Source organism: Lysinibacillus sp. FSL L8-0312 (assembly GCF_038003285.1).
Lineage (GTDB): Bacteria > Bacillota > Bacilli > Bacillales_A > Planococcaceae > Lysinibacillus > Lysinibacillus fusiformis_D.
Window position 1 is genome coordinate 2,247,417 of the sequence record NZ_JBBOOV010000001.1, and the last position, 21,121, is coordinate 2,268,537.

A 21,121-nucleotide genomic window follows, 5' to 3' on the forward strand; every position below is an offset into this window, starting at 1 on the left:
GTTCAGTCAATTGATTTTTTTAACAATTCGTATAAAAATGGTACGGATTGAAAAGCATAAATCTTATCTGTCACTTTTCCGCCATCACTAACAAGTAAACACGGAACACTTTCAATTTGATGCTCAACAGCAACATGCTCTAAAAAATTTATATTCGCTTTACCTATTGGTAGCTGTGGCAGTAATTGTTCAATAATGGCCATCATTTTAGATGCCACTGCACACGTTCCACACATCGGTGTATATAAATAAAATGCAGCTTTCTGTCCCGACTGTTTAGCCGTTTCCCACTGCTCTTTTGACCATTCTTCCATTTCCTCACTCAACCTTACAAAATATATTCATTATGGATTGAAAAATGTGCACGCAGTAATATCATCGCTAACACTTTTCTTGGTGTCGTCTCTACTTCCTTATAGGTTGGCATTGTACGTAAATGCTCTGCCTCTGGATAATGTCTGTCCATTAATGCACGCAGCTTATCGCCTGAAGTATCTGCATCAAAAAAAGTAAATAGCTCACAGCTCTCATAGGGATCGAGCAGCTCTTCTAATTGATGCACACCAATTGTACCATTCGTACATAGTATTGTAACATTCTCATTTAAAATTGGCTCAATTTGTAGCTTATCTGAGCGTCCTTCTACTATTAAGCATTTTCCCTCGAACATTACGCCACCTCCATTTAGACATCCCCATTATAAGTCATTATATAACAAAAAACGCCGGTAGTTTCCGACGTTTTTCGATTATAGCTTGTCTTATTCAGCGATCATTTCTTCGTATTGCTCTGCTGTCATTAGTTTTTCAACTTCTGATGCATCAGCAGGCTCCACAACGATCATCCATGCTTTTTCATATGGTGATTCATTAACGAATTCTGGGCTATCTTCTAAATCTGCATTTACTTCAACTACAGTACCTGAGATTGGTGCATACAATTCAGAAACAGTTTTAACTGATTCTACGCTACCGAATGGATCATCTGTTTTGATTTCGTCGCCAACTTGTGGAAGCTCAACGAAAACGATATCTCCTAATTCAGATTGTGCGAAGTGAGTAATACCAATACGTACTTTTCCATCTTCTGTTTTTACCCATTCATGTTCTTCAGAATAACGTAAGTCTTTAGGTGTGCTCATGCAAAAAACCCCTCCATAAATATGTAATATATTCACTTTCAGTGTGCCATACTTCTCCTATAAAAACAAGATTCAATTACGTGCGAGCTTAATTGCAGTCCACAATTTTTTCAAGTTACTTGAAATACATCTCTGTTAAAAATTTGTGACATCTGCCGGTGACTTTATCTCGGTTAGAAGAGTCGTTCGATCCTGTTTAAATACGGCTATTTCCAAGTTTGCTCAAAATCTGATTCTTTAAACCCTAGCGTTACTTTTTGGCCATCCGTTACGATTGGACGTTTGATTAACATCCCATCAGAAGCAAGTAGCTCCAGCTGCTCATCTTCAGTCATTTCCGCTAGCTTGTCCTTTAAACCAAGCTCACGATATTTCATACCCGATGTATTAAAAAATTTCTTCAAAGGCAGTCCACTGGCTTGCCAAATGGCTTTTATTTCATCCTTTGTTGGCGATTGCTCTACAATGTGTACCTCTTCATAGGAAACCTCATGATCATTTAACCACTTTTGTGCTTTTTTACATGTCGTACATTTCGGATAATGGATAAATTGAATCGTCATTAAAATGCTCCTCTACTGTCTTTTTCTGTAGTATACCATCATAATTGTTTCGAATGGTGGAACTTCTCTCATTTTCGTAAGCCTATCCATCCGTTTTGCTGTTCTATTCATCACTTTCTCCATTTTATCCGTCAATCTAGCTGTTCTATCCGTCAGTTTCACGCTTCTATCCATCTCTCATAAAAAAACCTAGCTATCCTCTTACAGATAGCTAAGTGAAAGTGTATGCTATTAAACAATATATTTTTCAGCTTCGATTAGTTTAACAGAAGCTTCACGTTTCTTCGCAATTAAGTTATAAGGATTATTGCGTGTTAATTTACGAAGTGCAGATAATGTCATACGTGCTGCATCGCCATCTGCTGAAGCAAGAATTGTGTCTTTTGCTTCCTTTTCGATTTCTGTGAATGCTTCTTGGCAGAAGATTTGCGTGTATAGCAATTTCTGCTGTGCTTTTTCAGCGCCATCACGAGCAATTGCCTTTTCTGTACGTAAGACAGCTGACTCCATTGCAAATAATTGGTTAGCGATATTGGCAATATTCACTAATACCTCTTGCTCCTGATCAAGCTTCGCACCAAAGCGTTGTGCTGCTAAGCCTGCAGCTAATACAGCAATCTTCTTAGCATTTTTCACTAAATATTTTTCTTGTGCTAGTGGCTCTGTACCGATGTCTTCTGGCATTAACATTAGCAGCTCTTGCTGTAAATTTTGAGCAACTTGTAATAAAGGAAGTTCGCCTTTTAGCGCCTTTTTCATAAATGTGCCAGGGACAATCATGCGGTTAATTTCATTTGTACCTTCAAAAATTCGATTAATACGAGAATCACGGTAAATACGCTCTACCTCATATTCAGCCATAAAGCCATAACCGCCATGTAATTGTACGGCTTCATCTGCAATATAATCTAATGTTTCCGACCCAAATACTTTCGCAATAGAGCATTCAATTGCATACTCAGCAATAGCACCTGCAATTACTTTTCCTTGCTTTTGCTCTTCAAGGCTTAACTGGCTTAAACGATCCTCAAATAGACCAACAGTACGATAGTTTAATGATTCGGACGCGTACAATTGAGAAGCCATTGTTGACAATTTCTCTTTTGTTAGATTGAAATCAGAAAGCTTTGTTTTAAATTGCTGACGTTGGTTTGTATACTGGATAGCTAACTCCAATGCACGTTTAGAGCCACCAATTGTGCCCACACCAAGCTTATAACGACCAATATTTAAAATGTTGAAGGCAATGACATGCCCACGACCAATTTCACCTAATAGATTTTCTACAGGTACTTCCGCATCTTCTAATACTAATGTACGAGTTGACGATGATTTAATCCCCATTTTCTTCTCTTCCGGGCCTACTGAAACGCCATTGTAGGCACGTTCTACGATAAAGGCAGAGAATTTATCACCATCAATTTTTGCATAAACAACAAATACGTCAGCAAAGCCTGCATTTGTAATCCATTGCTTCTCACCATTTAAAATATAATGTGTGCCTGCCTCATTTAATTTCGCAGTCGTTTTTGCCCCTAGAGCATCTGAACCTGAGCCTGGCTCTGTTAATGCATATGCTGCGATTAATTCACCTGAAGCAAGCTTAGGTAAATATTTTTTCTTTTGATCTTCATTACCAAATAGAACGATTGGTAGTGAACCAATCCCAACATGTGCACCATGTGTGATGGAAAAACCACCTGCAACAGACATTTTCTCAGCAATTAAAGCTGAAGAAACTTTGTCTAGTCCAAGCCCTTCATATTCTTCTGGCACATCTGCTCCAAGCAAACCTAATTCGCCTGCACTTTTTAGGAGACGCACTGAATGCTCAAATTCATGGTGCTCTAAATTTTCAACTACTGGTAAAACTTCATTTGCTACATATTCCTCTGTTGTTTTAGCAATCATCTTATGCTCGTCAGTGAAATCTTCTGGTGTAAATACACGATTTAATTCCACATCTTCAATTAGAAATCCGCCGCCTTTAATGAAATCAGTTGTTTTTTCAGTCATGATAAATTCCTCCCAATATATCTATTTTGATTGTTTAATCCCCAAATGAACATGTATAGAAAAGCTTGATGTGAACATGTTCGGAGGCAACCGTAAACCGTACACCTCAAGCTGATCTAGAAAATTTTATAAAATTTCAAATACACCAGCAGCACCCATGCCGCCGCCAATACACATTGTCACCACGCCATATTTCTTCCCTTGACGCTTCAATTCATGAATAAGCTTTAACGTTAAAATAGCTCCTGTAGCACCTAGAGGGTGACCTAATGCAATTGCTCCACCATTGACATTGACTTTTTCTTGGTCGATGCCTAAATGACGTACTACCTGTAATGATTGAGAAGCAAATGCTTCATTGATTTCCCATAAATCAATGTCATCTATGGATAAACCTGCAATTTCTAACGCTTTAGGTACTGCCACAATCGGACCAATTCCCATTACTTCAGGAGGCACACCACCAACTGCAAAGCCTAGGAATTTTGCCATTGGTGTCAGTCCTTGCTGTTCGGCCTCCTCACGATCCATCACTAGTACAGTTGCTGCACCATCAGAAGTTTGAGAGGCATTACCAGCCGTTACACTGCCCTTTACATGGAAAGCTGGACGCAATTTTGCTAAGCCTTCAACTGATGTACCTGGTCGTACACCTTCATCCATACTAAATGTAAATTTTTTTACTTGTGGTTTATTGTGATCGTCTACGTAATGCTGTTCCACTTCGATTGGTACAATTTCATCATTGAATTTGCCTTCTTTAATCGCCTTTTCAGCAAGAACATGCGAGCGAACTGCAAAAGCATCTTGATCTTCACGACTAACATTGTACTGGCGAGCCACTTCCTCAGCCGTATGTCCCATACCCATATAATATTGCGGAGCCGTTTCAGCTAATGTCGGATTTAAGCGTGGTGTATTCCCCACCATCGGCACCATACTCATAGACTCGACACCGCCAGCTAGAATCACCTTTGAATGACCTAGCATAATTCGCTCTGCTGCATACGCAATTGCCTGTAAACCTGATGAACAAAATCTATTAATCGTTAGCGCAGGAGTTGTATCTGGTAATCCTGCTAGTGCCCCAATACTACGTGCTACATTCATCCCTTGCTCTGCTTCAGGCATCGCACAGCCTAAAATTAAATCATCAATCGGTCCTTCATAGCCCGCTCTTTTCAATGTTTCTTTGACTACAACAGCACCAAAATCATCTGGTCTTACTGTTGCTAAAGAACCTTTTTTTGCTTTTCCAATTGGAGTTCGTGCTCCTGCTACAATAACGGCTTCACGCATCGTATTAATCCCCCTTTGTTTCATATGCAAGATTGATCTATTTTGTCAATTAGTTACGAAGTGGTTTACCTTTTAACAGCATGTGTTGCATTCTTTGCTGAGAAAGTGGATCAGCAACAAGGCTAAGGAAAGCCTCACGCTCTAAGTTCAATAGATACTGTTCGTCAACTAATGTACCGTACGGAACCTTACCACCCGCAATGACATAAGCTAATTTTTTAGCAATTTTTAAATCATGTTCGCTAATAAAGCCTGACTCAAACATGCCTTGCGCACCGATGAGTAATGTTCCGTAGCCTGATGCACCGACCACTGGCACTTTTGTTGGTACAGGTGGTTGATAGCCCGCTTCGTAAAGCGCTAATGCAGCTTGCTTCGCATCATATAATTGATGGTCTGGGTTAACAGAAATACCATCTGCAAAGTTTAAGAAGTTATTTTCACGTGCTTCCTCACCAGAAGTTGAAACCTTCGCCATTGCAATTGTTTCAAATACTTTATTAGCAATATGTTGATAGTCTACATCTACGCCGTTCGGTAAGCCCTTTAGGAATTTTTGATAAAGCGCTTTATTACCACCGCCGCCTGGAATTAAACCAACGCCAACTTCCACTAAGCCCATATACGTTTCCATCGTTGCTTGAATATGTGCAGCTGGTAAGCAAACCTCTGCTCCTCCACCCAATGTCATGGCAAAAGGTGCTGCCACAACAGGCTTACGTGAATATTTGATTTTTTGCATAGCATCTTGGAATGCCTTAATCACGAAATCTAGCTCAAAAATATTATCATCCTGTGCTTCTACTAAAATCATCCCTAGATTTGCACCTACACAGAAGTTTTTCCCTTGATTGCCGATTACTAAGCCCTTATAGTTAGCCTCTACTTCATCAACCGCAAAGTTAATCATTTGGATAATATCTAAACCGATTGCGTTCGATTGTGAATGGAACTCAAGCAGTGCAACTCCATCACCTAAATCTATTAAACTAGCACCTGTGTTTGATTTAATAACGCCATGCTTTTTCTTATAGCGCTTTAAGTTAATCTCTTTTTCATTGACTGGAACTTTCACATATTGCGAACCATCATAGTAAGCTAAATCGCCATCTAATTCAGAATAAAATGTCTCAAAGCCATTCGCTAACATCTCTTTGACAAATGCAGGGACTTCTCGACCTTCAGCCTCCATTTTTGCTACAGATTCTTGTACACCAATAGCATCCCAAATTTCAAATGGTCCTTGTTGCCAGCCGAAGCCCCATTTCATAGCATTATCAATGGCTACAACATCATCTGCAATTTCACCGTGTAGCTGTGCTGAGTAAATTAATGTTGGAGCAAAGATCCCCCACAATAACTCACCTGTACGATCCTTTGCATAGGTTAATGCCTTCACTTTATTAGCTAACCCACGTGTTTGTTTCGCCATTTCAATAGAAGCTGTTTTTAACTTTTTCGCTGGACTATACGATAATGTTGTTGGATCAATCTCAAGTATCTCTTTTCCTTGTTTTAAGAAGAAACCTTGACCCGATTTTGCACCTAACCAGCCGTTTTCAACCATTTTTTGTAAAAACTCGGGTACTGCAAATACTTGCTGTTCCTCACCTGTTGTTTGGTCGTAAACATTTTTTGCTACATGAATAAATGTATCTAAACCAACAACGTCTAGTGTACGGAAAGTTGCAGATTTTGGACGACCAATAAGTGGACCTGTTACAGAGTCTACTTCACCAACTGAATAACCACCTTTTAACATTTCCTGTAATGTGATCAGTAAACCATATGTTCCAATGCGGTTTGCAATAAAGTTTGGTGTGTCCTTCGCCAGTACAACACCTTTACCAAGCACATCTTCCCCAAATGTTTTCATGAAACTAACTACTTCAGGAGCAGTTGTATTAGCAGGAATCACCTCTAGTAATTTTAAATAGCGAGGTGGGTTGAAAAAGTGTGTGCCAAGGAAATGCTTTTTAAAATCATCTGAACGTCCCTCTGCCATAGCATCAATACTAATACCAGATGTGTTTGAACTAATGATTGTTCCCGGTGTACGAACAGCATCAATTTTTTCATAGAGACTTTGTTTAATTGGTAAATTTTCCACAACAACTTCGATAATCCAATCTACATCTTTTAGTTTCCCTAGATCATCTTCAAAGTTGCCAACCGTTAGTAGTGATAAATTTTTCTTAGAAGTAAGTGGTGCTGGCTTTTGCTTTAATAACTTTTGCAAAGCTCCGTTTACAATACGATTTCTTACAGCTGGATGCGCTAAAGAAAGACCCTTTGCTTCTTCCTCTTGCGTCAGTTCCTTCGGTGCGATATCCAATAGTAATGTTGGTATACCGATGTTTGCTAAATGTGCTGCAATTCCAGAGCCCATCACCCCAGAACCTAGAACAGCTGCTTTTTTAATGTTGTAAGTCACAAGCAATTCCCCCTTATTCTCCCATTGAATGAATAGCCATTCATTTTTTGGCCAAAAAAATATCAAGTGTACCTTAGTGGATTTTTGTCTTGTTGTTGGATGAGATTCACTCCATTCAACCAAGCACTACTAAGGTTTATCTCCGTTCTCATTACAACTCTTAATGAATGAAGATAAAACTACTTTTCTGTTTTTAGTGTAGATTATTTTGTCTAATTTAGCAATCTTTTTTCAAGAATTATTTTTGCAATATACATCTTTTTTTGTTCTTTACGAGCTAAAAGCAGACAATATGTAGCGCTCAAAACAGCCAAACAGAAAACTTTCAGGTTGAGAGAAAAATGTGTAGAATGAAAAGCAAGGAGAGTGAATACTGATGAAAACAATTACTACTGCAGAACAATTTAATGAACTAATCGCTGGTGACCAAAAGGTGCTAGTGAAATTTTACGCTGGCTGGTGCCCAGATTGCACACGCATGAATATGTTCATCGATCCAATCATTGAAGAGTACAACCAATATGATTGGTATGAGCTAAATCGTGATGAGCTTCCAGAAATCGCTGACAAATATGATGTTATGGGAATCCCAAGCTTATTGATTTTCCAAAACGGTGAAAAACTTGCACACTTACACAGTGCCAATGCCAAAACACCTCAGCAAGTAACAGAATTTTTAGCTGCACAATAATAATGAATAAAGAGCTGCATTTCTTCTTGAAATGCAGCTCTTTTTGGAAGGGAAACATGATGCACCAACAATTGGCCTTATATGGAACATCACAATATGATGCATCCATTGCACCAAGCTATCGAAATTCTGCCTGTGGGCCCACTACGATTTACGTCATTTTAAACTATTTGAACAGTTCAGCTCCTTCTATTAATAAGCTTTATCGACAGCTTGGTGGCACAAAAATTGGTTTGTTCAAATGGCGACTGATTCACAACCTCCGCGAACTGCAACCCACCTGGGATATTCGAACTTGTTCACTAAAAGAAGCTTTACAAGAAATTGACGCAGGTCGCCCTGTTGCTATGCGTTTTGACCGCTATTTTAGCCTACAGTGGCAGAATAAAAAATCAACATTTGCCTACCATTGGGTACCGCTTATTGGCTATACCATAAAAAATGATACGTTATCGTTAATATTTCATGATAATGGTGGGCCACAACGTGACAGTCAAATTCGGCAGGCTCTCTACAAAGACAATGACAAAGTATTATCGTTCGTTAAAATAACACCTCAGTAGGGCAAATAATGAAACGTCCTTATTTGCTCTCTCCACTCATTTCTCATAAAAAAACAGAGCATATTGCTATACTCTGTGATGATCCATTAAATAAGGGAATATAATGAGCGTGCATGCTTTGCAATTAGCGTGTAGCCACTCTCTTCTATCTCTTTAAAAATTTGCGGTTCATAGTTTGGTAACATAAGGCTTGTAAAATCGGCATCAATTGGAACATTCGTTTGAATTGTTGCAAGCTCATGGGATAATTTCAGCATGTCCAAATTCTCTTGAATTTTTGTCCGTTGCCCTGGCTTTAATTCACCGAGCGACGCTAAAATTTTGTCAATCGAGCCATATGTTTGGATTAACGTTAGTGCTTGCTTAGGACCAATCCCCTTCACACCTGGATAGCCATCACTTGTATCACCCATAAAGGCTTTAACCTGTGCAAACTGTGTTGGTTCAATACTATATTCTTCTTTAAAGCGAGCATGTGTATAAATATCGTATTCTGTGTAGCCTTTTTTCATAAAAGCAATTTCTGTAGATGGTCTTAAAAGCTGAAGCAAGTCTTTATCACCACTAATGACAGTAATATCTGCCTGTTCCTGCCATTTGGTAATCATCGAGCCAATTAAATCATCAGCCTCCATGCCCTTCACTCCGAAATTTTGCCAGCCAATTTGCTGTGATAAATTTTTCGCCATATCAAATTGAGGGAGCATTTCCTCTGGTGGTGCTGGGCGATTCGCTTTATAGCCATCATATAAATCATTGCGGAATGTATGTGCCCCCATATCCCAGCAAACAGCCATATGCGTTGGCTTCATGATCGATTGTGCCGTTAACACATGTCGCACAAATCCTTGGGCTCCATTAGTCGGTGTTCCATCTGCCAGACGAATAAAATGCCCCATTGCAGCGGAAGCGAAAAATGACCGGAATAACAGGGCCATCCCGTCAATAATCAATAGTTTTGGTTTTGTTGTCATGCTATATTTCCTCTCTATTACAATACAAAGTTTGTATCTATTATTGTTTTCTACTTAAACATTATAGCAAACTTTCAATAATCAGCATTGTTAATACACGGAAATACGCTTACTTTACAACATAACCTTCCCTTTTTTCGAGATGCGATTGCGGTGATCCAGTTGAATCCCTGTTAACCATTGTAAAAAAGCTGTCACTCCAATCTTAACAGTTTCTGGACGCAGCACTCCTTCCTTCGGGTCGGCGTAAACAAAATCAATATGACGAACCCCTTCATTTTCACCAATTAGTTTAAGAATATCAAACAATTCATAGGCCGTTAAACCACCTGGTGTTGCTGCCGGAACATCGCGCGCAAACATAATATCAAGAGCATCTAAATCAACGGAAACATAAATGCGATCTACCTCATACATAAGCTGACGTAGCATTTCGCGGATTGTGAGCTGAATACCATCACGTCGCATTTGCTTTAACGTAATCATATGAATCCCTTGCTCTCTTGCATAATGAATCATTTCAGGAGAATTAAAAAAGCCATGCAGACCGACATTATACACATGTTTCCCCTCCACAACCCCTGCTGCCATTAACTGATGGATTGGCGAATCTTGCGCTAAACCAACCTCCTCTTGATTTCTTGCATCTAGATGCGTATCAATTTGAATAATGCCAATCCGATCTTGTGGAAAAGCATTCTTTATGCCTTTTAGTGAGCATGCTGTAATGGCATGATCGCCTCCAATCAAACAAGTAAAGCTTTTTTGAAAGGCGATACTTAAATTTTCCGCCGCCGCCTCGATGGCCGATTCTGAAAGCATTCTATCTTGTTCATGAATCGCCACATCTCCTATATCAACGACTGATAGCGCACGTAAATTTATCTGCTCATCTAAATTATACGATTGAAAGCTTGGCCAAGCTTTCCGAAATGCTGTTGGGTATTGCGCTTTTGTTGAGGCTCCACTGGCATACGATAAAAGAGCACCATATACGACAATATCCACATCATTCGGGTTCGGATTTAGCTGCTGCTTTATCCATTGATGCATCGCTGATCCATTTTCTTGCTTCCATTGGCATTCTGGTTGTATAAACATATTCATCTACCACCTTTATATCTTTTCTATTCAAGTTAAATTGACCTATACGAACTTACGCTCTCCCTAAAAAGTCTTAACATATATCCTCTATAGTAATAGTACCATTCGTACATTCAACTTCGTCACTGTTTTTCTTTTTTCCTCTTTTCTTTTAAATTTTCTCCTTATACAACAAAAGAGCAAACTAGAAATCAGTTTGCTCTGCCCATTTTATAGGAATAAATATTTGTTTTTCGTCCTGAGTTGGTGTCTTTCACGAGAGTTACCACTATTTTAGAACGCTTGCTCTTCTTTATAAGCGGCTTTCTCACCTCGAGAGCTATTGGACCACTTTCATGAGCAAGCCACCGTGGTAAAGAAGATGTGAACCCCCAACCCTGTTTCCAAAAATTCTCCACTTTTAATAAAAGCATTCGAATCCTCTACTTCTGCTGTTTAGAACGGCTTTCACAAAGTTCTGCTACTTCATACATGGAGTAACTTTGAAAATCGTATTGACTGCGCAAGGTCTGAAAATAACTTAATAGCTCTTCTAGCATAGCTAAATTTTTATCAAGATGTTTGCCAAAATTATGAGGATGCCACCATAAATGATAAAATGCTTGTGCCTGAGCAGCTTTGAGCATGCCTTCCTTTATGCGATTTACTTTTAAACCCTCGAATACACGTAACGGACTACAATAAGGTCTTAAAAAGGCACTTGATCGAATATTAATTAGTTGGTCCTCTTGCATATCCTCCAGTGTAGCCATATGATGACCAGTTAGATTCCAATAGCTATCTAGCCACTTTTTGGCACCCAAAAGTCTCCCCTTTTTCGTAAACTTTTGGGCATCATACAGAACATGATTTTCGGTACCTCTGTAGCAAACATAGCCCGCTTCTAAACATGCTGCTAAATAATCTTTGTTTACTTGATTACGGGGAAAGACTATGGATTTCATCGGAGCAACATACCCCTCACTAATCGTTTTTGTCGCATGTAAGTCTGCGCAAAAGGCTGCTTCTGTTTGACCATTCTCTAAGCAATAGAAATGAGAAAAGGTATGACTTCCTATTTCCTGATGTGGTGTACGTTTAATCTCCTCAATTAATGATTTCCCAAAATGCAAGAGATCCTCTTGTTCATTTTCGCCTACTTTTGCTAGCTGGCTATGCGCCGCAAAGCGCATGTTATCATATTTCACAGGGATACCTCGTAAATAATGAGCCATTTCTGCCTTTGATTCTGCAAACAATAATCCGACTGTAGCCCAAGTCGCATGTATGTCATATTGCTCAAATAACGCTAGTATCCTGGGCAAGGCTTTCCGTACACCATAAAGGTTCTTATTATATTGTCCATATCGAAATACATCATGGACACCCCAATTCAGCTCAAAATCTAATGAAATAACGAGACCCCCACCATTCATGTAACTACTTCCTCCATTTTTGCACACCTAGTAACAGTGCACGTATTTTGGATTGAGTAATATAGCCTGAGTAAACATGGACAAGCTTGCCTCCAAAGCTTAATTTAAAGGCTCGTACATTTCGATTGTCCGTTAACTCACCCATATCATATAAAACAAACCCTTGTGCTTTTAGATGCAGTAGGTTATGCCAGATTAAAAAACGATTAGCATAACGGATTGGGCGTTTTAAATGAGCAGGCATAGCTGATGCATGACAAGTTGCCACATAATAGGACATCGCTTTTTTCTCATGTACAATATCTAATCGATAGCACAATGTTTGTCCACAAATACTTTGGATCTCAGATAATAATAATGCCCCCTGTTCGTTGAGGAGCATAATAGTTTCCATTTGCGACTTGCCAATCGCTTCAAGCTTTTTTCTTTTTGCAAAATGATTATAAAATTGCTGAAAGGCTCGTAAGTTCTCCAGGGATGGCTCTTTATACAAAATGACTTGATAAGATTCCTTTTGGGCACGTCGTAAAATTTTGCGATTGCCTTCAGAAAGCGCTAAATACAATGATAGCTCATGTTCTTGCAAATGAATGTGAATCGTTTCACTTTTTACAAGCTTTCGACTAGGTACCAATGAATGTGTATACCCTACGACTTTCATTGATTTTCGAAAATTCGCTGGTTTTTCTAAAAAATAAAAATGCTGCATTGCGATATTCCATCGCTTACTTTTAATGGACAGAATGAACATCGCCTCCACTCTCTGTATATTTTTCTACACGCTGTCGCTCAAAACGAGCGATTTTATAATGTTTCATTCGAGAAATAGGTTTATAGCCTAGCTGTACTAAACGTTTACGTTTCCGCCATTGCCAAAAGCTTGCTGTTACCCACAATGTTTGTGCTGGTTTTATTTTTCGGAAATACGCTGTAATAATATCGATTTGTTTGAAAACATCATAGGCTAAAAAATAGGTTTCCTTCGGTAAGGCTTCTACAATTTTCATTGAATCTACACGCCAATTGGAGGCATGTAACGCAAAGGCTGGCTTATTCGTTTCCGCAAAGGAGTCTTTATAGATCTTATAGCCCTTATAATAAAGAGCAATGACTTCTTCCTGATCAAGCTGCATCGCTTCCTGAATGGACATTTCTTCAAATAAATTACCTACAGGCTGCTGTGGCGATACGTCCTCTAATGGGGATAATTCATACAGCTCCACTTGTTTCAAACGAATACATTTTTCTACGAATTGTTGTCCATATTCTAGCCAATCTTTTATCTTTCCATACTTTACTAAATAACGTAAATAGCCCAGTGTATTACGCTTCCAGTCCACAATTCGTTGATTGCCCTTTACGTGTTCTTTGAGCCGTTCCTTTAGCGTCAAAAAGCCTGCCAATAGATTTGTACGTTTCGTACCACTGCTAGCAAGCATATGCCTCGTAAAATCAATGCTAGAACGCCAATCAAATTTATAAGGCTCATAGCCAATGCTCATATCAAATAAGTTATAGTTTGCTGCAAACGTTCGCTGAATGGTTTCCTGATTGACTATACGACCTGCACCAAATAAATTGAAGGTTGGCTCATGTGCCAGAGCATAAGTTACATAACGACCACGACAGCCAAGACCATAGGTGAAAGCAATCCACTGGTTTTCAAAAACAAGTGCATCGACCTCCACCTGTAATGCCTCTCCTTTTAGCATTGTAAGACGCTCAAAAAAATCTCTTTTCTTGCCCTTTGTAAAATCACTTGTATCTAGCTTCTTTGCCCAGCGTCTATCAAACAACCGAAACATTTGCCAAAGCTCGTCCTGTGATGGCTCACGCCTTGTTAAGGAGCCTAAATTTCGGAGCTTTCGTTCGCGCCGATCAACACCATGCATTTTTCGCCGTTGCTGGAAATGATGCTGAAAATCTACTTCTGAAAAGGCGAGATAGGGTGTCACAACACGGAAAATACTTGTACGTAATTGTCGCTCTACAAAGTATTGCTCCACGACTTTTGTAGACATTTTACTTTCTAATAAGCCATGCAGTGAAAAAACAATATGCCGATGCTTCTTAATCAGTTCATCAAATACGAAGGTCGTTGCTTGTGGTAACCATTGATGTTTGGCAACAACCCCTGTATAGTTAGCAATATTTTCACCTGCAAAGGCATACACTCTTATCCCCCATCGAACAGATACCTTAAAGGGGAAAAACGCAATGATTGTCCCGTCATGTTCAATGGCGTAAAGCTCAACTCGTTCTTTACGCCCTACAATTTGCCACCAATTATAAAACCAAGCAAATTCTATAAACGGGTTATCATTGTCCTCTGCTTCTAAAATGGCATCCCAAATTTCCTTGTACCACATAAGCTCATCATCTGTTCTAATGCGAATTAATTGCAATTTAATCCCCTTTCTTCACAAGTTCTGAAACAGCCTGTTGATAAACTGTTACTGTTTTTTGATACATGGGGATAAACGTGAAATCCTGCAAGTAACGACGTTCACTTGCATTCCCCATTTGTTGCCTTAAAATAGTATCCATTAACAATGTACGAAGCCTCTTCTTCAATAATTCATATTCTTCTCGCCCTACTAAAAATCCATTATCCTTATCTGCAATAAGTTCATTCACACCACCTACATTTGTTGCAACAATTGGAAGACCTACACGCATTGCTTCAATGATAGAAATCGGCAAGCCTTCCCAATCTGACAACAATACAAATACATGGCTCTTCTCTAGATATGAATGAACGTCTAATTGATTGCCTAAAAAGGTTACACGATTCGTTAAACCATGCTGAACAACGAAATCCTCAAGAGCTGGACGTAAAGAGCCATCCCCAATTAATTGAAGATGCCAAGATAGATCAGTCAGCTCTGCTAATGCCTTTAGTAAAATATCCTGTCTTTTTGGCACTTCAAAACGAGCAACCATGATAATGATTGGCTGCTCCACGAATGTCTTTTCAGTTGCCTTGCTTCTCTCAATTCGATCAATTCCATTATGGATGGTCAGCAATTTATGAGCGGGCGCAACCTTTTCCAAGAGGGCTAGTTCCCGATCATATTCAGATACTGTAATTATTTTTGTTGTGAATGGCTGAACCGATTTTTCCACCCGATGATAGAGTAGCTTTTTCTTGCGGGGAACACCTTCTGTAAAACTCCAGCTATGTGCAGTAAAAACAGTTGGGATACGTAGTAAACTGCCAACGACACGACCTATTACACCTGCCTTAGATGAATGGGTGGCTACAACATCAGGTTGTATTCGTTTGAAGATTGCTCTTAATTGCCAAAATGTTTGAAAGTCTTTCGTTACATTAATAGCTCTTTGCAAGGTAGGGATGGTGATCACTGGAATTTGTTGTTCTTGTAAGCACCATAATGAGGGCTGATAGGAACCTGTCACGACAGTGACTTCATGCCCATCTTGTTTGAGCTGGATAGCAAGTGCCTCCACATGCTTTTGTGCTCCTCCCACTTTATCCATTCGTGTAATAAGCTGAACAATCTTCAGTCTAGCCACTCCTTATTTCTTTAATAGGCACCTGTTCTTGCTACTACGACATAAAGTGTCTTCAACACAATTTGAACATCCATCCAAAAGGAATAATTTTCAACGTATTCAACATCATAAGAAATTTTTTGCCCATGTGAAATATTCGACCTACCGTTAATTTGGGCAAGACCCGTTAAGCCGGGTTTTACCTTCAGACGCCTGGCCTGTAGCGGGTTATACGCATTTGTAATGGTGGGAACCTCTGGGCGTGGTCCGACAATGCTCATCTCACCCTTTAACACATTTAAAAGTTGTGGAATTTCATCAATACTGAGCTTTCGAAGGATAGCACCCACTTTTGTAATCCGTGTATCTTGCTCTGTTTTAAAATAATAATTATCAGGGATACCGTCAGCACAAATAGCAGGCATATTCACTGGAATTGCTTGAATACACATGGTTCGTAGCTTCCAAATCACAAAGCGGTGATGATCGAGGCCAGTTCTTATTTGTTTAAAGAAAATAGGGCGACCTGTCGTCATGAGTAAAATGAGGAATACTATTAGCATAAGAGGGATTGTCATGAAAAGTAAAAATAATGCTCCAACTATATCAAATATTCTTTTGCCGTACTGACCATAGAATGTGAGATTCTGAGCTGTCTGAACGTGCAATACATCATCCTTTGCATTTTTTTAGCACTTATCACTATATATTCATTTTGAACATTTCTAGAACTATTAAAAAAAAGTGCCTCCTTTTATAAAAAAAAGAGTTATATCAGCGACCTATGCTGAATAACTCTTTTTGCCTTATTATATGCTTGCTTCCAAAATTTGAACATCACATTCAATCATAACGTTACCTTTTAACGCTTTACTAATCATACACGTTTGTTCCGCCTTTTGTGCTAAACGTTCCACTCTTTTTGCAAGTTGTTCTGATAATGCTTGGACAACAATCGTTGGGTTATGCACAATTTTCTCATAAGTAAATACACCATTTTCTACACTGACAAATCCATGCGCTTGCATGGATAATTGCTGCACCTCAATTTCTGATCTTTCAAGGAGGGCTGCTAATGTAATTAAATAACACGTTGCCGCTGCCCCTAACAGCATTTCATCAGGATTTGTCCCAATGCCAGGTCCATTCATTTCCTGAGGAATAGAAATTTCTGTTTGCAAATTGCTTGCTTTGATGTTCCCTGTACCATTTCTTCCCTCTGCCCATGTTAAATCCATTGTAAATTGATGCTGAACCATTCTATATCCTCCTTCTGGAGATGAGTATTCCTTTTATTCAACTATTGCTGTGTTTTTTTCTGCCTCAACATGACGACCTTTTTTAGTTACAGTTTGATACTCAGCAAGGCGAGCCGTTGTACGCCAATAGTGATAAATAAGGCGATCAAGCCACAGTAAAGCCTCCACTTTCGATACGGCTGTCTCTAACTCTACCACATTTTCAACAGTATGCTCGAAGTACGCATTTCGTTTGTCACGTCGAACTGCCGCCATTTCGGAGGATGTAACCTCAAGCAGAGTTGCAATCTCAGGTAAACGCTCATCCTCATCGATAATCAATAGAACTTTTTCCAATACCTCTAACCATTTTTGAGTTAACGTCACCTGTAATTGGAAGGCATTAGGGTTCTGCTCACGTAATGCCTTAGATAGACGGTACAAATGATCTAAAGCATGTAAAAGTGCTATATGCTTAGAACGTTCCTTTTGCGAAGAAGATTGTATAGCATCCATAAATAAACGTGTTTTTTCAATCGCCTCATCAATTTGAGCTAATTGACTGTCTATTTCGGCTGTTCGTTTTTTCCCTTGTATAAGGATAACAATGACAGTCGTCAATTCCTTGGTAATGTCCTGTAACGTATTGAAGGATACTTCTACAGCTACCCCTGGTAATTTAGCTACACTATCATCTAAATTCCGTGTTAAATGATTTCCTTTTTCAGGAATCATTTTTTCAATAGCCTTTGCGAAAGGGCGTACAAAAGGCACAAAAAGAATGGCTCCGATGACACTAAATAATGTATGGAAAACAGCAATGCCTAATGTTTCATCGAAGCTACCATTGATGGATTTCGTGACAAATTCGGTTAGAGTGAACATAAACGTTGCACCAAATGTTACTAGAATAGCCGTTACTACGTTGAACAGTACATGTGTCACGGCTGTTCGTTTAGCAGCTGTTGATGCACCAATTGCAGCAAATAATGCTGTAGCAGTCGTACCAATATTTTGGCCAATAACTAAATAAGCTGCCTGTTCAAAATCAATAGCGCCTGCATATAAAGCTGTTAAAGTGGCGGCGATTGCGGCACTAGAAGCCTGCATAATAACCGTCATAATAAGACCTAATACAATTAAAATTAGTATTCCACTAATAGAATTTGCACTAAATGCATCGAATGGAATTTTATCCTGTACAGCTGCCATTCCTCCCTGCAGGACATCAATACCTAAGAATAATAATCCAAAACCAGTAACTAGCCCACCAACTGCTTTGTAGTCACGAGGAGCAAGCAATTGCACAAACACACCAAGAGCAATGAAAGGCAGTGACATTGTCTGCATATTAATTTTGAAGCCGATTAGTGAAATAATCCAACCAGTACTTGTACTCCCAATATTGGCGCCAATAATGACACCAATTGATTGGACAAACGTGAGGAGACCAGCACTGACAAAACCAATGGTAATCAAGGTAGTGGCGGTGGAGGATTGCACTAGCATCGTCATCAATGTTCCTGATAATACCGAGCTAATGGTCCCACCTGTAAAACGATTTAGCCATTTTTTCAAGGCATCTCCTGCCAATTCCTTCAAACCGTTAGTTAGCATCGTCATCCCAAGTAAAAATAAACCGATGCCCCCTAGCACATTGATCAACCTATCAACACTCCCTACTAAATAATCTCTATTGATGCTCGACTCCTCTTTGGAGACATTTTATTTCTTCATCGTACCATTATTGAATTTGAGAAAATAGGGATGTTTTCCTTTAACGAACAAAATAATCCATAATTTTACGAAAAACAAGATGATAATTTTTATGGTAGAATAGAATAAATAATTATTTAGGAGATTTTCAAATGATTTTAACAAAGCAAGAAGCAATACAAGCACTTAAAAAGAATAAGTTTATCGGTTTTACAATTACAACAGGCAATATTATTATGAAAAAGATCAATAAAACCGAATATAATATTTTTGTCTTTGAAGAAGGGCGAGATAAACCTTTACGTTATGTTGGTTCTATTATGAACGTTATGGCGACCATGAGCGATAAAGCTTCTAATAAAGATTTTGTCATTGTTGAACAACTTCCAGCAGCAAGCAGCAATGAGGAATCCCAAACATCTAATCAACAGGCAGCAACAGAAGAAAAAGGAGCACCAGCGGTAGAAAAAGAAGAAACTGTAGCTGAAGGAACAGAAGAAAGCCGTGCTATTGCTGGCTATGAAGGGCTATATGAAATGACAGTGAGTGGTCGCATTTTAACGGTCCGTGAAAATCGTCCTTTAGCTCGTTGTAATGACGAATACGGCTTCCATATTGCACGTCTAACGAAGGATGGCAAAGCATCCAGTCATAATGTCTTTGAGCTTTGGAAGCAAACATTCCCTGAACTTGAGCACACTCATTTCAAAGGTGCGTTAAAAGCAAAATATGGTACAGGCTGTAAACTAATCGATAAACCTGGTATCCATTTTTAATGAAACACCCTCAGCAAAAAAGCTGAGGGTGTTATTTTTTAGAATTAATATATTTTTCGCCATTTGAACAACTTCACAATGTGAATTTTGGCTACCTTATGGAACCCAGCATACTGAAGCTTGCGCCGCCTGTGTCCATCATACCATGAAGCGATTGTACAAACCGCTCTCCCTTCACGCTGCACATCAGCAACAATGTCAGCTAGTCGCTGGCTATCATATTCCCTGATAAAGGACATATTTTCTGGCAGCTCATAAGAATAGTCAAGCATTTCTTCAATTGCTATTTTATCGTGTCTCCTATATAAAACTTGATTGTTTTCCCCAAACAGCCGATAGCCCTTATAGAAACTTGCAACATAATGTGCTCGCTCATTCAGCGTCATGATATCCTTCATTGTTATCTCTTGAAAGTTTACTAATTCTTTTGCTTGATTTTGCTCTGCGATATAAACGTCTAATATATGAATGGCTAGAATTCGTTGGAGTCTGCTTGTTAAAGCCTTTAACCAATTTTTTGCACTGGCATTCTTCACAAAATAACGCAGTTCCCCTAGTCGATCTCTCTTCAATTTCACTAGCTGATGATTATTCGTTAATAGACTTTTCAGGCGATCACGAAATACCATCCATGTTCGAATAACACGCTCTTTGACCCCTTTTGTACTCATGACAAACTTCCTTGTGAAATCAATATGTGTATACCATTCAAACTTATATGGCTCATAGCCACTTCCTAAGTCATAATAACGATAGCCAGAGTCATGGGCTTTTAACATATTTTCTTTTTCTATGATGCGACCAGGACCAAATAGATTGAAATCAGGCTCATGTCCCATTGCCTGACAGAAGTTACGCTCTCTACAGCATAGATCAATGGTAAAAGCAATCCACTGCCCTTCAAATTGCAAATGATCTACTTCTACTCGTAATACCTTGCTGTTCGTTTTGGCTAATCGTTCATAAAATAAGCGAGTTTGCTTTGCTGTAAAACCACTTTTATCAATTTTCTTTTGCCATCTTCTTGTAAATAACGTAAACATATCCTGTATATGATTGTGCTTCACACTTTGAAAGACTACTTGACCAAGTGACCTTAATTTATGTTCACGACGCTTCAAGCCTTTGAATTTTTTCCGGTGCTTTTTCAAAAACTCATCCAATGAGATCGATTGAAAATCTATATAGGATGTTACTGTTCGAAATATAGAATAAGGCATCTGGTATTCTATGGCATACTTTTCAAGCGCTTGCGAGGTAATTTTACTTTCTAACAAGCCATGAAATACTAACAAATAACGCTTATATTTTTGGCTAAATTCCTTTATTAAATAAGCAATTGCCTGCTCTAGCCATCGCTTTTCTGCTATGACTTCCATATAGGTCGCAAATCCTTGTCCTATAAAGCTAAAATGATGGATTCCATACCTCACAGAATGAATGAACGGAAAAAAAGCAATGGCCATGCCTTCATTTTCGACTACATAAATCTCTACATTGTCATGAGCCCCTAGTGTTGTCCACCACGTTGAGATCCATTCGTATTCAATAAAAGGATTATTATTATGCTCTCGTTCAAGTATTCCTGACCAAGTACTTCTATAGGGCTCTAATGTTTCAATGTCCGTGATGAGTTTATAAGCTAGCAACGTACTAAATCGCTCCTTTTTCCGTT

At 39.0% G+C, this 21,121-nt stretch carries 21 protein-coding genes; 3 read left to right on the forward strand and 18 right to left on the reverse strand.

What is annotated here, in order from left to right; genetic code table 11:
* Window positions 1-2 precede the first annotated feature (2 nt).
* The 8 genes from MHI22_RS11375 to MHI22_RS11410 form a co-directional block, all read right to left on the reverse strand.
* Window positions 3-314: a thioredoxin family protein gene (locus tag MHI22_RS11375; RefSeq protein WP_036119641.1), complete on the reverse strand. Its 312-nt coding sequence runs from the start codon at window positions 312-314 to the stop codon at window positions 3-5.
* A gap of 14 nt (window positions 315-328) precedes the next feature.
* Window positions 329-670: a TOPRIM domain-containing protein gene (locus tag MHI22_RS11380; protein WP_036119638.1), complete on the reverse strand. Its 342-nt coding sequence runs from the start codon at window positions 668-670 to the stop codon at window positions 329-331.
* A gap of 90 nt (window positions 671-760) precedes the next feature.
* Window positions 761-1,141: a glycine cleavage system protein GcvH gene (gene gcvH / locus MHI22_RS11385; RefSeq protein ID WP_036119635.1), complete on the reverse strand. Its 381-nt coding sequence runs from the start codon at window positions 1,139-1,141 to the stop codon at window positions 761-763.
* A gap of 206 nt (window positions 1,142-1,347) precedes the next feature.
* The gene (locus MHI22_RS11390; RefSeq protein WP_330493983.1) at window positions 1,348-1,704 is read right to left on the reverse strand and encodes an arsenate reductase family protein; all 357 of its coding nucleotides are present in this window, start codon (window positions 1,702-1,704) and stop codon (window positions 1,348-1,350) included.
* A gap of 12 nt (window positions 1,705-1,716) precedes the next feature.
* Entirely contained in the window at window positions 1,717-1,878 is a 162-nt protein-coding gene (locus MHI22_RS11395; RefSeq protein WP_170832566.1) for a hypothetical protein, read from the reverse strand.
* 57 nt (window positions 1,879-1,935) lie between these two features.
* Window positions 1,936-3,720: an acyl-CoA dehydrogenase family protein gene (locus MHI22_RS11400; protein ID WP_036119631.1), complete on the reverse strand. Its 1,785-nt coding sequence runs from the start codon at window positions 3,718-3,720 to the stop codon at window positions 1,936-1,938.
* A 126-nt stretch (window positions 3,721-3,846) separates the two neighbouring features.
* Complete coding sequence (locus MHI22_RS11405; protein ID WP_058844823.1) at window positions 3,847-5,019, reverse strand: acetyl-CoA C-acetyltransferase; 1,173 nt, start codon at window positions 5,017-5,019, stop codon at window positions 3,847-3,849.
* Between the two features lie 49 nt (window positions 5,020-5,068).
* Complete coding sequence (locus MHI22_RS11410) at window positions 5,069-7,453, reverse strand: 3-hydroxyacyl-CoA dehydrogenase/enoyl-CoA hydratase family protein (RefSeq protein WP_340811991.1); 2,385 nt, start codon at window positions 7,451-7,453, stop codon at window positions 5,069-5,071.
* 376 nt (window positions 7,454-7,829) lie between these two features.
* Here MHI22_RS11410 and MHI22_RS11415 point away from each other — a divergent pair, with 376 nt between their 5' ends.
* Together MHI22_RS11415 and MHI22_RS11420 are read left to right on the forward strand one after the other, a co-directional pair.
* Window positions 7,830-8,144 (forward strand): thioredoxin family protein, encoded by a 315-nt coding sequence (locus MHI22_RS11415; RefSeq protein ID WP_036119622.1) that lies wholly within the window; start codon window positions 7,830-7,832, stop codon window positions 8,142-8,144.
* Window positions 8,145-8,203: 59 nt separating this feature from the next.
* Window positions 8,204-8,707, forward strand: a complete 504-nt coding sequence (locus MHI22_RS11420) for a C39 family peptidase (RefSeq protein WP_271913619.1) — start codon at window positions 8,204-8,206, stop codon at window positions 8,705-8,707.
* An 86-nt stretch (window positions 8,708-8,793) separates the two neighbouring features.
* Here MHI22_RS11420 and MHI22_RS11425 read toward each other — a convergent pair whose 3' ends face one another.
* The 9 genes from MHI22_RS11425 to MHI22_RS11465 form a co-directional block, all read right to left on the reverse strand.
* Complete coding sequence (locus MHI22_RS11425) at window positions 8,794-9,681, reverse strand: 5'-3' exonuclease (protein WP_330493984.1); 888 nt, start codon at window positions 9,679-9,681, stop codon at window positions 8,794-8,796.
* Between the two features lie 114 nt (window positions 9,682-9,795).
* On the reverse strand, window positions 9,796-10,788 hold the full coding sequence (locus tag MHI22_RS11430; protein WP_334312329.1) for an agmatinase family protein: 993 nt from the start codon (window positions 10,786-10,788) through the stop codon (window positions 9,796-9,798).
* Window positions 10,789-11,207: 419 nt separating this feature from the next.
* A complete protein-coding gene (locus tag MHI22_RS11435; RefSeq protein WP_340811994.1) occupies window positions 11,208-12,200 on the reverse strand; it encodes a polysaccharide deacetylase family protein in 993 nt (330 codons plus the stop codon).
* A 4-nt stretch (window positions 12,201-12,204) separates the two neighbouring features.
* Window positions 12,205-12,951, reverse strand: a complete 747-nt coding sequence (locus MHI22_RS11440) for a hypothetical protein (protein ID WP_230593767.1) — start codon at window positions 12,949-12,951, stop codon at window positions 12,205-12,207.
* Window positions 12,932-14,605: a GNAT family N-acetyltransferase gene (locus MHI22_RS11445; RefSeq protein ID WP_340811996.1), complete on the reverse strand. Its 1,674-nt coding sequence runs from the start codon at window positions 14,603-14,605 to the stop codon at window positions 12,932-12,934. Before MHI22_RS11445 ends, MHI22_RS11440 begins: the two co-directional genes overlap by 20 nt.
* A 1-nt stretch (window position 14,606) precedes the next feature.
* Window positions 14,607-15,737, reverse strand: coding sequence for a glycosyltransferase family 4 protein (locus MHI22_RS11450; RefSeq protein WP_340811998.1), 1,131 nt, complete (start codon window positions 15,735-15,737; stop codon window positions 14,607-14,609).
* A gap of 11 nt (window positions 15,738-15,748) precedes the next feature.
* Window positions 15,749-16,384, reverse strand: coding sequence for a sugar transferase (locus MHI22_RS11455; RefSeq protein ID WP_340811999.1), 636 nt, complete (start codon window positions 16,382-16,384; stop codon window positions 15,749-15,751).
* A gap of 141 nt (window positions 16,385-16,525) precedes the next feature.
* Complete coding sequence (locus MHI22_RS11460; RefSeq protein ID WP_058844818.1) at window positions 16,526-16,975, reverse strand: SACOL1771 family peroxiredoxin; 450 nt, start codon at window positions 16,973-16,975, stop codon at window positions 16,526-16,528.
* A gap of 33 nt (window positions 16,976-17,008) precedes the next feature.
* Window positions 17,009-18,610, reverse strand: a complete 1,602-nt coding sequence (locus MHI22_RS11465; protein ID WP_230593771.1) for a Na/Pi cotransporter family protein — start codon at window positions 18,608-18,610, stop codon at window positions 17,009-17,011.
* A 212-nt stretch (window positions 18,611-18,822) separates the two neighbouring features.
* Between MHI22_RS11465 and MHI22_RS11470 the strand changes: the two genes are divergently transcribed.
* Window positions 18,823-19,446 carry a 3-ketosteroid-delta-1-dehydrogenase gene (locus MHI22_RS11470; protein ID WP_340812001.1) on the forward strand — a complete coding sequence of 208 codons (624 nt, stop codon included), beginning with the start codon at window positions 18,823-18,825 and terminating at the stop codon, window positions 19,444-19,446.
* Between the two features lie 44 nt (window positions 19,447-19,490).
* Here MHI22_RS11470 and MHI22_RS11475 read toward each other — a convergent pair whose 3' ends face one another.
* The gene (locus MHI22_RS11475) at window positions 19,491-21,095 is read right to left on the reverse strand and encodes a GNAT family N-acetyltransferase (RefSeq protein ID WP_340809384.1); all 1,605 of its coding nucleotides are present in this window, start codon (window positions 21,093-21,095) and stop codon (window positions 19,491-19,493) included.
* Window positions 21,096-21,121 lie beyond the last annotated feature (26 nt).